This is a genomic window from Desulfovibrio sp. 86 (assembly GCF_902702915.1).
Classification (GTDB): Bacteria; Desulfobacterota; Desulfovibrionia; order Desulfovibrionales; family Desulfovibrionaceae; genus Desulfovibrio.
On sequence record NZ_LR738849.1, the window covers coordinates 2,244,989 to 2,258,595 of the forward strand.

Annotated in this window: 10 protein-coding genes; 1 reads left to right on the forward strand and 9 read right to left on the reverse strand. The window is 54.7% G+C overall.

Translation table 11 applies throughout. From position 1 onward, the window contains the following. Positions 1–797: 797 nt before the first annotated feature. A complete protein-coding gene (locus DESU86_RS09140; protein ID WP_179980764.1) occupies positions 798–1,454 on the forward strand; it encodes a hypothetical protein in 657 nt (218 codons plus the stop codon). Positions 1,455–2,114: 660 nt separating this feature from the next. Here the strand turns inward: DESU86_RS09140 and DESU86_RS09145 are convergent. The 9 genes from DESU86_RS09145 to sat form a co-directional block, all read right to left on the reverse strand. Continuing rightward, positions 2,115–3,446: an HD domain-containing protein gene (locus tag DESU86_RS09145; RefSeq protein ID WP_179980765.1), complete on the reverse strand. Its 1,332-nt coding sequence runs from the start codon at positions 3,444–3,446 to the stop codon at positions 2,115–2,117. A 326-nt stretch (positions 3,447–3,772) separates the two neighbouring features. Next, on the reverse strand, positions 3,773–4,942 hold the full coding sequence (gene dsrP, locus DESU86_RS09150) for a sulfate reduction electron transfer complex DsrMKJOP subunit DsrP (protein WP_179980766.1): 1,170 nt from the start codon (positions 4,940–4,942) through the stop codon (positions 3,773–3,775). 12 nt (positions 4,943–4,954) lie between these two features. Further along, a complete protein-coding gene (gene dsrO / locus DESU86_RS09155; protein WP_179980767.1) occupies positions 4,955–5,737 on the reverse strand; it encodes a sulfate reduction electron transfer complex DsrMKJOP subunit DsrO in 783 nt (260 codons plus the stop codon). Then, entirely contained in the window at positions 5,737–6,117 is a 381-nt protein-coding gene (gene dsrJ / locus DESU86_RS09160) for a sulfate reduction electron transfer complex DsrMKJOP subunit DsrJ (protein ID WP_179980768.1), read from the reverse strand. The genes dsrO and dsrJ overlap by 1 nt, the downstream gene beginning before the upstream one ends. After that, positions 6,118–7,761: a sulfate reduction electron transfer complex DsrMKJOP subunit DsrK gene (dsrK, locus tag DESU86_RS09165; protein ID WP_179980769.1), complete on the reverse strand. Its 1,644-nt coding sequence runs from the start codon at positions 7,759–7,761 to the stop codon at positions 6,118–6,120. Between the two features lie 12 nt (positions 7,762–7,773). After that, complete coding sequence (gene dsrM, locus DESU86_RS09170; protein ID WP_179980770.1) at positions 7,774–8,793, reverse strand: sulfate reduction electron transfer complex DsrMKJOP subunit DsrM; 1,020 nt, start codon at positions 8,791–8,793, stop codon at positions 7,774–7,776. 121 nt (positions 8,794–8,914) lie between these two features. Beyond that, on the reverse strand, positions 8,915–9,448 hold the full coding sequence (locus DESU86_RS09175; RefSeq protein WP_179980771.1) for an RsbRD N-terminal domain-containing protein: 534 nt from the start codon (positions 9,446–9,448) through the stop codon (positions 8,915–8,917). Positions 9,449–10,037: 589 nt separating this feature from the next. Then, a complete protein-coding gene (locus DESU86_RS09180; RefSeq protein WP_179980772.1) occupies positions 10,038–11,063 on the reverse strand; it encodes a hypothetical protein in 1,026 nt (341 codons plus the stop codon). A gap of 425 nt (positions 11,064–11,488) precedes the next feature. After that, positions 11,489–12,760, reverse strand: coding sequence for a sulfate adenylyltransferase (gene sat, locus DESU86_RS09185; RefSeq protein ID WP_179980773.1), 1,272 nt, complete (start codon positions 12,758–12,760; stop codon positions 11,489–11,491). Between the last annotated feature and the right edge of the window lie 847 nt (positions 12,761–13,607).

Here is a 13,607-nt window from a genome sequence, read left to right on the forward strand (position 1 = left end):
TTTACCGGGAGGAGGAAAAGAGTACAAGGGGATTTGTTTGGGTGGGGGGCATTACACGACACCCGCAGATTTACTGGCCTTCTGCATTAGTTCAAGCCACTCTTGAAGAGTATTGCTTCTTTTAGTTGGGTAGCAGTGCACCCTTTTCTCCTTAAATTAGGCCGCCCTTAGGGGATAAATTTTTCGATTTATGGCCTGTGGATGGCCGTGTTTTGTGGGGAATAATAATCAGCATGGTAAAAGCAATAATAGTAAAGTAGTTTTTCATTGTATTCGTTCGGTGTCCAGTTTAGATAGAGAAAAGGAGGATTATGTTGTTTTAGTAATAAAGTAATCTTATAATCTCCTTGCTATGTATGCGCAAATAAAATGTTTCTTTGAAAAAAGTAATAAATTGTATAGTCTTTGCCAAGTTTCATGCTAATGCAGAAAGATTCAAAGGCGAAATTAAATTATACGATTATTATCGAAGGGGTCTAGCGTGCCGCATTGCCGATGTGGGCTTGTTGATAAGGGGTACGCGCCAATCTTCTGAGGTATGCGTGGGTTGGTGGGAGGCTCAACTGTCAAGTTTGATGTCAAGCTTCATAAGCGTTCTGTGAATAGAATCGAAGCGTTCTCAAAAAATTATTGTTGCAAATGCGGTATAAACCCTTCTGCAATTGCGCTTTTGGTACATGAAACGAGGTAATTTTTTTATTGGTTTTTTGTGCTCATTTTGGAAGCATGGAGAATGACAGGCCACGACTGATTAAGCAAATTAAGAAGTATTTTTTAAAAAAGAGTGTCGTTATATAATGATAAAGAATTATCTCTGCCTTGAAAAGGCTGTAAGGGTTGTCAATGCATTTGCAACTCTAGTAATTGCTGCTTGTGTTGCGTTTTTAACGTACCAACAATATTTAGTCCAAAAGAGTCTTTCCGAACCTTTTTTCAATCTTAAAATTGAAGGGCGATACGATGATGGCCTAAAAAAATTTGTTGATGACTTCTTGGTAGTTAGAAATGATGGAGCGCATGCTAGGAATATTATTGTAGATAGCGAAACTTTTTTCTTGATAAATGATTTAGACCAAAAATTTAAATATAAAAAGTTTTACATCCCGGCAAGTTATTATACTGCATCATTTCACACCGGGAACTCACAGGGAATAATTGTAAAAAGCTTTACATTTCAAAATAGGTTAACACTCATGAATGCAATAAATAAAATTATAGAGAGTAGGATAATAATGGATATATCCGTTGTTTCGTTTACAACTATTTCATACAGGACTATTACAGGAGAAAAAAGAAAGATTTTTTTTCGTAATGAAATAGAAATAGATGAAATGCCAGATTTTATTTATTCAATGAGACATATGAGAAAGTTAGATATAGAAAACCTTTCATACTCTAGCATTTGCGAACATGTTGCTGAGGGTTCGATAATACCAATCTCTCAATCGCAATAAAATCATTGCCAGCATCAGCGTCTTTTTTTGCTGTCCTGAGAACTCGGCCTTTCCTCCATTTATTAGCTCTCATTTTTGTCTTTGTTTTACGGCGCTGCAAATTTTGGGCTGATGGGTATATCCTTTAGCACTTCCAACAGAGTGTATTAGCATTAACGTGACATTATGTTCCTAATGGACTATTTTTATTCTGGATTCAGATTAAGATTGTAACGTGAAACACAACCTCTTATGAAACAGAGGGGAGTGTTTTTGTTATAAGTGCATTACTAGGCCTCGCTATGATAGTATACGTACGTTGTCCAGGAATGACATATGACAAATACTTGCGAATTATATGGTCAAAGGGCAATCCATGATAATATCAGTTGGTTATTTCGAAAGGGTAAGAAATTAACATAAGGGCATTTTATTGCTCGAATGATGCTCTATGTAAGTAAATTGGGTGCATGTGATTTATTATTAGTTGCCGCCTCGCTTGCGAATGAACCACGGGGGATTGAGGGGCGCTATATGCGTAAAACTAATAGACTCAACAATTGCACTATCCGTCTTTTGTCGTCCACCGCCTGTCTTGTGGATAACCCCCAAAAGGGCCGTCCCCTTTTGCAGAGACGGCCCCAATAGAGCAATATAAACTATACTGCCAGGCTGCTGCAATTACCCTACAGACTTCCGCGCGTAGTCCCGCACAAAAAGCACTGCTGAATCCAGATCCGTGACCTCTCCGGCAATCTGCGCCTTGAGCAGGGCATCACGAATAACCCCCACCTGCGGGCCAGGTGAAAGCTTTGTTTCGCTCATGATCTCATTGCCGTTGAGCAGGGGTTCCAGCATCTGTTCCGGCGTTTCCGCGCGGTCCAGATACTTCATATTGTGGTTGAACGAGGTGGGGATGCCGTCACGCGCCTTGAGGTCCGCCCGCGCCATGGCGATAAGACGGGGGTAATCGTCCAGCGCCTTGAAGCGGCGTATGCCCCTGTCCGTCATCATGAAGTGGAAGCGCATGTGATTGCGCACCAGGTTGCACAAAAGGTCGATGTCTTCCTGGGTAAAGTGCAGGCGGCGCAGTATCTTGCGCGTGACCTTGGCGCCGACGCGGTGGTGCTGGTAGTAGGTCCACAGGCCGTCATAGTACTCGCCGGTGTAGAGCTTGCCCACATCGTGAAAGAGCATGGCCATGGTGCCCAGCCAGTCGTAGTGAAAATCCTCTTCGGGATAGCGCTTCATGCACTCGAGCGTGTGTTCGAACACGTTTTCGGTGTCGCCTTCCTTGTTGCGCATCTGCGTCAGGCAGGAGAGCGACGCCACCTCGGGGATGAGCCCCTGAAGAATATGAGCGTCAAACAGCAAGCGGACGAAGCGGTACATGTTTTCGGCGGCAACCTTGCGCCATTCATCCATGATGTCGGTGGCGGGCACGTAATCAAGCACACGGCTGGAGGCGCGGATAATGGCCAGCCAGGTGTTGGGCTCAATGGGCAGATCAAAGTTGGCGGCAAAACGCAGGGCGCGGACAGCCAGCAGATAGTTGTGGCGCAGGGTCTCGTCCGGCAGGCCCGCGAGGCAGATGGCTCCGCTCTTGATGTCTTCAAAACCGTCATACACGTCACCACTGGGTTCGGGCGCATTGAAGCCAGTAAGGCGCAGCTTGAGGCGTTCTTCCGGGCTCAAGAGTGCGATCATCGTGGGCGTGATCCTGACCAGCGAAAGTTCGGGGTGCCCGGCGGCGGCCACTTCAAGAGGATAAAAACGGAATGTGACGCCGTTTTCTTCCATAACGGCCAGTGCCCGATTTTCGGATGTGGGCGTGGCTTTGGGAAAAAGCTTGAACAGGGTGTCCATGTCCGGCTCGCAGGCAATGTCCACGGCCAGATGGTTAACCTTCTGGAGCAGATGTTCCTGCAAGGGGGCATTGATGACATGCGCGTCATAGCCGTTGCGCAAAAAAGTTTTGCAAATGGTTATGGCGTCTTTAAGCGCTTGCTGCATCGTGATCTCCTTGCAAATAATGATGGCAATGGTCTGTACTATGCCTTTTGGGGGCAATGAAAGTCAAGCATGCCGCCTTGTTGAGCTTATGGCTCTGACTACGCGCCAGCGGCTTTGAACGTGTTGGCGCGTGCGCCTGTGCAAAGGCTTTGCCGTGTTTTTGTTTTTTCACGCGGGCGTGGTTGCGGGCGGCTCCGCGCGCTTCAAGGTTCACAGGCTCTGATAAGGGAATTTTATCACAAAGGGATGATAGATGAAAGCCCCCGTGCGAACACGGGGGCTTTGGTAACGGATTTTTTCACCGTATGGCCGACCTCATGGTCAACCTAGTCGTGCATGTGATCCACTTCCATCTTGACGCCAAGGGCGATACGCCAGAGCAGCGAGAGCACCAGAGCGCCGACGCCGTAGACGCCGAGAGCCACGGCAATTTCCTTGGCGCTGGGCATGTAGGGCGTGAAGGCTTCAAACATGTTGGGCGTGAAACCGGCCACCAGCAGGCCAAGACCCTTGTCGATCCAGGAGGCCAGCACCAGCATGATGAGGGCGATGGGCAGCAGACAGGGGTTTTCGCGCAGCTTGGGCGGAATAAGCAGGGCCAGAGAGGCAAAGGCCATGATAACAGCGCCCCACATCCAGTAGCTCACCCAGGGCAGATGACCTTCGTGCCCGAAGAAGAGGAAGTGGATGGGTTCTTCATGCCCGGGAACGCCGCTGTAGAAGGCGGTGAAGATTTCCAGCAGGTAGAAGAAGACGTTGATGCACATGGCGTACACAATGATGATGGTCAGGGTCTTCACGGCTTCCTTGCCGGGCTCGAAGCCCGTCAGGCGGCGCAGCACCATCATCAGCAGGAGCAGGATGGCAGGACCGGAGCAGAAGGCCGAGGACAGGAAGCGGGCGGCCATAATGGCGGTGAGCCAGTAATGGCGGCCGGGAATGCCCGCGTACAGGAAGGCCGTGACCGTATGGATGGAGAAAGCCCACAGGACGGAGATATAGATAAGGGGCTTGATCCACTTGGGCGGCTCAATCTCGTGCCTTTCGGCCTCAAGAGTGACCCAGCCGATGATGATGTTCAGACCCAGGTACCCGATGAGCACCATCATGTCGTAGAACATGACGGAATGGGGCGAGGGGTGAAGCATGACGTTGAGCATGCGCTGGGGCTGACCAAGGTCCACCACGATGAAGAGCGCGCACATGACCACGGCCGCGACGGCCATGAATTCACCAAAGATGATCATGCGTTTGAACTTTTTGTAGTGATGGAAGTAGGTGGGCAGCACCAGCATGACGGCCGAGGCCGCCACACCCACGAAATAGGTGAACTGCGAAATGTACAATCCCCACGAAACGTCACGGCTGAGGCCGGTGACGGAGAGACCGTTCTGCAACTGATCGAGGTACACAAGGCCGCAACCCGCGATAAGAACCAGCAGGAAGATCAGCCACATGTAGTAGGTCTTAGGACCGTCGAGCAATTTTTCAAGCATGGCCTGTTCTCCCTAGATAAGGTAGTAGACGCCGGGCTGGGTGCCCAGGCTGGGCTTGCGGCGAATACTGTAATTGGCGGCCAAAGCCTGGCGCACCGTTGAATTGGGGTCTTCCAGGTCGCCGAAAAGTATCTTGCCATTGGCCGCTTCCACGCAGGCGGGCAGCTTGCCTACGGCAAGGCGCTCGGCGCAGAACGTGCATTTCTCCACCACGCCGATCATGCGCGTGGGGTATTCGGGATTGGGCACGGGGTTGGACAGGAACTTGCGCGGGTCTTTGAAGTTGAAGGAACGCGCGCCGTAGGGACAGCCAGCCATGCAGAACCGGCAGCCGATGCAGCGGTGATAGTCCATGGCCACAATGCCGTCTTCCATTTTGTAGGTGGCCTGTGTGGGGCACACGCGCACGCAGGGCGGATTGGTGCAGTGGTTGCACAGCAGCGGGTACAGAGACTCGCGGGAGTGCGTGTTCAGGTGCGCGTTCATGTCGTCAGGGAAGACATGGGCGTAGCTGTCCAGCCAGAACCACTTGATTTCCTGGTTGCCGGGAATCTGCGGTACGTTGTGGAAGGCGTGGCAGGCGTCGCTCAGGGGCTTGTAGTCTTCGGGGCCCGCGAACTGGCGCGTGTCGATGACCATGGCCCAGCGCTTGGCATGCAGTGCATTGGCCGCGGGTTCATACTTGCCGGGGGCAATCTGCGCCTGGGCAACGCCAGACAGGGCAGCCATGCCGCTGGTAAGGGCGAAGGCCGAAAAGCCCGCCACTTTCAGAAAGCTTCTTCTGCTCTTGTTCATTACTTGCTCCCCTGGGGAATAATGTGGCAAGTCCAGCAATAGGGATCAACGCCGTTAGCCGTATGGCACTTTTCACAGAATCCCTTGTAGTCATTATGGCACTTCAAGCAGGTATTCTGGAGGCTGATGTTCCACTTTTTGCCGCTGGTGGCCACATAGACGCGGTTTTCCTTGCGCAGGGCCTCGTCGCGCCATTCATTGAGCAGGCGCATGTGCTGGTCGCGCATGAACTGCACGTCCTCGATGCAATCCTTTTCGCCCTTGGGCAGCTCAATGCCGGTGCTCTTGTAATCCTTCCCCATCAAGCTCAGCCAGAAAGGGGAGGTGAACAGGGCCACAAATACTATGATTCCAACGATAACTGCTTTGGCGTTATACATTTATTGGCCCTCCCCCTGTGCTTCGGGCGCGTCCTCGTCGTCCACCACATTGGGCAGGTCTTCCTGACGCAGGTCCATGGTGCGCTTGCTTTCGCCCTTCATGACCAGGGCGTTGGCCACCAGTTCGTGCAGGCCGCTCACATTGACGCCCGGCGCCCAGTAATTGGCGAGCGGGGGCAGGGTGGCGCGGTCAATGGCGCAAACGCAGGCCATGTGGTTGACACCGTACTTTTCCTGCACAAAGCGCAGGGCGTTGCCGCGCGGCATGCCCGCGCGCATGCGCAGTTCCATGATTTCTTCCGTATTGAGGCCGGAACCGGCGCCGCAGCAGAAGGTTTGCTCACGAATGGTGTTTTCGGGCATTTCATGGAAGTTGTTGCACACGGCTTTGAGCACGTAGCGGGGCTCTTCCAGCAGGCCCATGCCACGGGCCGGGTTGCAGCTGTCGTGGAAGGTGGTGATGATATGGTCGTTACGGCTGGGATCAAGCTTCAGCTTGTTGTGATGAATGAGGTCAGCCGTAAATTCCGCAATGTGCACCATCTTGGTGGAAGCGGCATTCTTGAACACCGTGCCCGTAATGGGCGACACGGGAACTTCCATGCTGGCCGGGGCAGGGCCGTTGTAGGTGTCCATGTACTGGTTGATCACGCGCCACATGTGCCCGCACTCGCCGCCGAGGATCCACTTGGAGCCCAGGCGTTCGGCCTCGGCGTACATCTTGGCGTTGAGCTTCTTGGCCATGTTGAAGGTGGTGAAGGAACCGAAGTTGCCGCCTTCAGAAGCGTAGGTGGAGAAGGTGTAGTCCAGATCAAGCTCGTGGAAGAGCATGAGGTAGCCCATGAAGGTGTAGATGCCGGGGTCGGCAAATACGTCGCCGGAGGGCGTGATGAACAGGATTTCGTGGCCCTTTTCGTTAAAGGGCGTCTTGGGACGGATGCCGGTGACGGTTTCGCAGTCATCGGCCAGCATTTCCACGATTTCCACAAAGGAGTGGGGCTGGATGCCAAGGTGGTTGCCCGTGAAGCTGCAGTTTTTCACAGGATCCATGATCCAGTGGGTGCCGAGGCCCACTTCATGCAGCAGTTCGCGCACGATGGCGGTGATTTCGGCCGTGTCGATGCCGTAGGGGCAGAAGAGCGAGCAGCGGCGGCACTCGGTGCACTGGTAGGCGTAGTAGAACAGTTCTTTGACTACGGCCACGTCCCAGCCGCGGGCGCCGACCTTCTTGCCAAGGATCTTGCCCAGCATGGTGTAGTCGCGACGGTAGAGCGAGCGGAGCAGCTCGGCGCGCAGCACGGGCATGTTCTTGGGATCGTTGGTGCCAAGGAAGAAGTGGCACTTGTCGGCACAGGCGCCGCAACGCACACAGATGTCCATGAACAGCTTGAGCGAGCGGTGCTTTTCAAGCCTGTCGGCAAAGGCGTCGCACAGGATTTGTTCCCAGTTTTCGGGCAGGTTCCAGTCCTCGGCGGACGGATCCCACTCGTGGGGATTAGGCATGTGCAACAGTTCCATGGTGTCTTTCTTGGCCGGATAGCAGAAGCTGCCCGGCGTAAATTCCGGCTTGACGTCAAGCCAGTCTTCGACCGGGAATTCCGGACGGCTGGCTACAAGCATTTGCGGCGTAGGTAATTTTGCCATGATGAAGACTCCTTACTCGGCGGCCTTTTCGGGTTGCTTATCCAGCGGCAGCCCGGCTTCAGCCATGGCGTCGCGATAGGTATCCTCGTACTCGGCATAGGTGAAGTACTGCTTGGGCGGATTCCAGGGGTTGATGTGGCGTACCCGGCGGGAATTGTTGGCCAGGTTGCGCGTGGGGCTGAAGAACACGCCCGGCATATGCATGAGCTTGGAGAAGGGGAAGTAGAGCAGCAGTACGCACACCAGAGTAAGGTGGGTGAAGAAGAGCGCGTTGATGCCGGCAGTGGTCACGGGGGCAAAGTGGGTAAGCCCCATGACGAAAATCTTGACCTGGGCTATTTCGGTCTTGTCGAAATACCGAAGGCACAGGCCGCTGCTGATGATGCCAATGATGAGCCACAGCGGAAAATAGTCGTTGAACAGCGAGATGTAGCGCAGGCGCTTGTCATAGATGCGGCGGCCAAGAAGAAAGAGCACGCCCACGAGCACCAGACCGCCGGTCATGAAAAAGCGGGGCGAGCCCACCTGCATGATGCCGTCGATGGTTTCGAGAAATTTGATACAGGAGGGGATGGGCTCCATAAAGAAGCGGAAGTGCCGGATGAAAACCAGCAGGAAACAGTAGTGGAACAGCAGGGCGAAAACCCACAACCACTTGGAAGAAAAATAGATGGTACGCGGTCCCTTGCTGATGGGGTCGTTTTCGCGCACATCGGCCACAGTGTTGCGGAACAGCGAACGGAAGAAAAACACTTCCAGAAACATGCGCCGCACCACGTCCCAGGTGTTGCTGGGACAGTCGATCCGGTTGGGCTTGATGAAATCAAGCGACACTTCCTGCCCGCCCGTGGTGGGGATGCAGAAAGGCACGGGCGATTTGGCCCAGTACACCATGCGCCAGATGACACCGGCGACGAAGACGACGACTGCCACATATGGCAACACAACGCCGAACAGAGGCGCAAGCCCTATGGCCGCTCCCGCCCAGGCTGTGGCTCCTATGAGCAGCACCAGCAGTAATGAATTGAACATTCCCTACCTCACTTCCACTAAAGTTGCCTCAAAAGCCCACCACGGGATATTGAGAAATGCCTGGACCGCACGCCTGAAAAACCCGGCAAGGGCAAGATGCCGGGCAAAAAGCGCGTGGATTTCAGCGTTCGTCAGCCGGATGCGGCGAGCCGCCTTCCAGCTGTTGCGCCCAGCGCGCCAGTTGGGCGTGCTGGTTGCGAATTTCTGTGATGCGCAGGTTGGCCAGAACCTCGCGGGCCTCTGTATACATGTCGAAGGCCAGCAGGGTCAGACTGTCCAGGCGCGATTCGGCTTCCAAATAGGGCGCCACGTCGCCCAGAGCCATGAACTTGGGCAGCAGATGCTCACGCAGAATGGGCTTCATGAGAAAAAAAACGCCCAGTCCCTGGCTTGGAGCAAATTTCTGCACAGCGCGCAGCTTGATGAACCGCTCAAGAGCGTGCTTGGTCTGGCCGGGATCAACGTGTTCGCCAGACATGGCGTCGTACAGCGCGTCGGCCGCTTCCTTGGTCATGTTGGCGACAGGATTGCTGAACGGGTCTTCGCGGGTACGCAAAAACCCCGTCGTTTCAAACGGGTAGGTGTTAAAAACCTCTTCAGCCCAAAGGCGAACGATTTCACTTTTGTGCTCTCTGAACAAAGCCATTGCTTTCATGCCGCCCTCATGCCTTAACGGGTAAGGCTGTTTCATATAAAGTGGAAGAGTAAAGGGCGTCAAGCCCCTTTACCGCTTGCCTGCACTACTTACGTTATTTTTTGCACAAAGGGGGCTTTCGCCGCATCCGTGCATGGGGTGACTGTCCATCCCACAGACCCCAAGCGCCTTTGCGCCACTGTCAGTCACGGTGCTTTTATCATTTCAACAAGGCGCTCCGGCCTGACGCCGTAACGTCGCGCGCCTGTTCCCGCCGTTGTCAGAGCGAGCGCATTGTGACGTCTAGAGCATTTAACACTTGAAACGCTCGCGTACGGCAGGCAAAAGCCCGCCTACTCGCATTTCGTGGCAAGGATTTTCAGAAAAATCCTTGCAGAGCATTTAACTCATTTCATTCGTAAACTGCTCTATCCCAAGCCGCTGGCGGCGGACTGTCCTGTCTGGGGCAGAGTAACTTTGAAATGCCTCACATTTCAAAGTTTTCATCCAGCCGAAAAATGCGATTCGCGGCTGAATCCACGCCACGTTGTGGCGCGCTGCACGTTCGTGCAGCGTTTGAGCATTTACACTTTTTCAAAGGTAAACCGCTCTAGTCGGGGCAGGGGGCAGGGCCGCTGCACTGTCCCGCTATCTGCGGATCCAGCGGCAACACGTCTGCGCTGCCTTGCGGTCTCTGCGCTGCGGCCGCGCCAGCGCCGCCGCCCGTCATGCCTCCGGCAGGCGCGCCCATGTTGGCGGAAGAACCCGCCGGGTTACGCTGCCCGGAATTCTGGCCCTGTTTGACCAGCATGGAAGGCAGGCCGTGATATTCAAGGAAGGGCACGGAATGGGAGCCCGCCAGAAAAACATGGGACTTGTTGCGCAGCAGGCGGAAGCGCAGCCAGAGCATGTCCAGGCTCCAGTTGGCGAGGCCGCCGGGGGCGGTCACGTTTTGCGCGTGCGCCAGGGCTTCGGCCATGCTGTCGCCCTGGTTCAGCCTGCGCAGCATGTGGGCCACGCGGTAGACGTCCGTGTCATTTTCCGCCAGGGGGTAGAAGGCCACATCCACATGGCCGGAAAGACGGGCAATGCCTTCGCGGCAACTGGAGCAGGAGGGCGAAAAGTACATGTGCACCGTGGCTTCCTGCGCATTGTCGGTAATGGCCCAGACAGTGGCCTGCGATTTGGCCACAGCGCCCAGATTGACGATAAAAAGCAGGCCCCAGACAAGCACAAGCGCTGAGCGGCCCGCCTTGCCGGAGCGGGTGCGCGCGGCCGCCGCCTGGCGAAAGCTCGCATAGGTAAGGGCAAAGAAAATGGCCACGATGAGACAGCTTACGCAAGGGGCGGTGAGGGCCATGACCAGCAGCAGCGCCACATCACCCGCAAGCGTCAGGGCGGCAAGAATACGGCCCCAGTGCGCAAGGCCGAGCAGGGCCAGAAAACTCAGGACAGCAAAAGCGCCTGCGCCAAGCCACCACAGTGAAATGCCAGCCAGGGCCGTATCTTGATATAATGAGCAGCCAGCCGTTACGCACAGATTGACCTCGTTGCCAAGGGCGCTCCATGCGCAGAATGCCGCGCCCAGCAGGGCAAGGCACAAGGCGCCGGTAACGATTTCGTGGGATCGGTTCATGGACCACCTGTAGATGGGTTTGAGCGGGAACCGCCTGGGCACGCACAAAGCGCAGGCCAGAGGTGGCCCGCCCGCCGGAACATTCGGGCCGCCCGTTCATGGCAGCCAGCAACGACTTCTTTGCCCGAAATGTATCATTTAGCTATAGGCTTTTTTTTGCCTCAGGTAAAGCGCGGGCTGCTCCGGAAGGCAATGTCTCTCAAAAATACGGCAGACCACCGCCGAGGTGGGAGCGTCGAGATTTTTCGGCAAAAATGGCAGTTTGTTAGCTCAGAAGCGAACAGCTCGCAGTCCAGGGTATGCAGCACGGAGGACGCATACAGGGGCCGCACGGCGGGGGGGCAGGCGCGCGCCTGCCAGCGGCGCTGCGGCAAAACAAAAGGACGCCCTTGCGGGCGTCCTTTCGCGTTGTGACTGCGGCGTCCTTACATGGTGGAACCAGAGGCGGCACGCTGCATCTTGACTTCGACTTTTTCGGTAAGGCTGGAATAGTACTCGCGCAGGATGGTGAGCACTTCTTCGCGACCGAAGTGATCCGGCACTTCCGCGCCTTCGGAGAGCATCTTGCGCAGCTTGGTGCCGGACAGGATGACGCGATCGTCTTTGCCGTGCGGGCAGGTGCGCATGCTGGCCATGCCGTCGCACTTTTTGCAGTAGAAGGTCCAGTCGATATTCAGGGGTTCGCAGAGCAGGCGTTTGCTGGGGTCAGCAGACGCGGGCATCTTGCGGAAGATTTCCTGGGCTTCGAACATGCCGTAGAAGTCGCCCACGCCAGCGTGGTCGCGGCCAACCAGCAGGTTGTTGATGCCGTAGTTCTGGCGGAAGGTGGCGTGCAGCAGGGCTTCACGCGGACCAGCGTAGCGCATGTCCAGGGGGTAGCCGGCCTGGATGACGAAGTCTTTCACGAAGTACTTGTCAACCAGGGTGTCGATGCAGCGCACGCGCACTTCAGCGGGGATGTCGCCGGGTTTCAGGGAGCCCACCAGGGAGTGGATGACCACGCCGTCGCACACTTCAACGCCGATTTTGGCGAGGTATTCATGCGAGCGGTGCATGGGGTTGCGCAGCTGGAGGGCGGCAACCTTCTGCCAGCCGCGTTCGTCCATCTTGGCGCGCAGCTGGGCGGGGGTCATGTAGACGCCGGGGAACTTTTCGGGGAATTCGCCCTGCGAAAGCACTTTGACGGGGCCAGCGATGTTGAATTCTTTCTGGGCCAGAACCATTTTCACGCCGGGGTGGTCTTCGGGGGCCACTTCCCAGAACTTTTCAGAGTCGGGGCCTTCGCCTTTGAAGACCAGTTCGCATTCCAGTTTCTTGTCGGCTTCAGTCATTTCATAGACTTCTTCGACCTTCATGGTGGCCATGATTTCACCCTTACGGACCAGGGCCACTTCTTCGCCAGCCTTGATGGTCTTGGCTTCGTCAGCGGAGATGTCCAGGGTCACAGGCACGGGCCAGAAGGTGCCGTCGGTGAGAGTCATCTTCTCGCACACGCTCTTCCAGTTGGCCTTGTTCATGAAGCCGTTCAGAGGCGAAAAGCCGCCAATGCCCATCATGATGAGGTCGCCCTTGGCGCGGGAAGAAATCTCGATCTGCTTGAGGCCTGCAGCCTTTTTCTTTTCGTCTTCCAGGGCCTTGCCTTCAAGCAGGCAACAGACCAGACCCTTACCGCCGTGAGGAGCTACCAATTTGGACATCGCGAAATCCTCCGTGTTTTAGTTATGACAGCCTCCCCCCGTGGAATCACGTTGACCGGAATGGGAAGGGCTTCTTTCAAACAGCATCTTGTGAATAATCTAACAAAAAGTCAACCACCTCTCGCAACTTTTCCTGACAACATCAGCAAAAATATACGAAAAGGCCTTGATCCCCGCCGAAAAACCTAAATGCCATCATACTGCAAGTTTTTAAAAAAGAGAAGCCCCCAGCCGGAAAAAAACGCGCAAGACCGCACCTCCGGGGGTAAAAAAAACATGCGTGAAGGGTAAAGTTATCATGGCGGTTTTTCATGATATTTTGCTGCCGCCACAGCAAGGATTGTCGCGCTAACATGCTAAAATTGTAATAAAAAGTTCATATAAAAAGAATAATGCGACAGCAGGGCACGCTGGGGGAGGCGCCACGCCGATTCTGGCATTGCATGATGCGATACGGACGATGGCGCTTTTTTTCGCAATCTCGTCTGCAGAAGCATCTTGCGTGATTATTGGGGCATTGACGGCAGGTTGGGAAAAGCTGCGTGAAGGGCCGCGCGGAGTGTTGAAGGTTTTCGGGGGAGGGGGTGTGGGGAGGGACCCTTTTGCAAAAGGGTCCCTCCCCCACAAAGCATTTCAAGCGTACTCTGCTCTACAGAAAAGGCCGGAACCTGACGGTTCCGGCCTTTTTCAACAATGCAGGCTGCAAAGGCGAATCGGTCTAGAGCAATTTCACCTTGAAATTGCTCTGCTGACGCGAAGGCGGCAGCCGCCACGAAGTGGCGTGGATTCTGGTGAAAACCACGTTTTTCGCCAGAATGATGCGTTGAAACAGGGAGTGTTTCAAAAG

What these genes read in the sequence shown, in the direction of transcription:
- DESU86_RS09140 (WP_179980764.1), top strand. Translation starts at nt 798, where the DNA reads ATGATAAAGAATTATCTCTGCCTTGAAAAGGCTGTAAGGGTTGTCAAT.
- DESU86_RS09145 (WP_179980765.1), bottom strand. Translation starts at nt 3,446, where the DNA reads ATGCAGCAAGCGCTTAAAGACGCCATAACCATTTGCAAAACTTTTTTG.
- dsrP (WP_179980766.1), bottom strand. Translation starts at nt 4,942, where the DNA reads ATGCTTGAAAAATTGCTCGACGGTCCTAAGACCTACTACATGTGGCTG.
- dsrO (WP_179980767.1), bottom strand. Translation starts at nt 5,737, where the DNA reads ATGAACAAGAGCAGAAGAAGCTTTCTGAAAGTGGCGGGCTTTTCGGCC.
- dsrJ (WP_179980768.1), bottom strand. Translation starts at nt 6,117, where the DNA reads ATGTATAACGCCAAAGCAGTTATCGTTGGAATCATAGTATTTGTGGCC.
- dsrK (WP_179980769.1), bottom strand. Translation starts at nt 7,761, where the DNA reads ATGGCAAAATTACCTACGCCGCAAATGCTTGTAGCCAGCCGTCCGGAA.
- dsrM (WP_179980770.1), bottom strand. Translation starts at nt 8,793, where the DNA reads ATGTTCAATTCATTACTGCTGGTGCTGCTCATAGGAGCCACAGCCTGG.
- DESU86_RS09175 (WP_179980771.1), bottom strand. Translation starts at nt 9,448, where the DNA reads ATGAAAGCAATGGCTTTGTTCAGAGAGCACAAAAGTGAAATCGTTCGC.
- DESU86_RS09180 (WP_179980772.1), bottom strand. Translation starts at nt 11,063, where the DNA reads ATGAACCGATCCCACGAAATCGTTACCGGCGCCTTGTGCCTTGCCCTG.
- sat (WP_179980773.1), bottom strand. Translation starts at nt 12,760, where the DNA reads ATGTCCAAATTGGTAGCTCCTCACGGCGGTAAGGGTCTGGTCTGTTGC.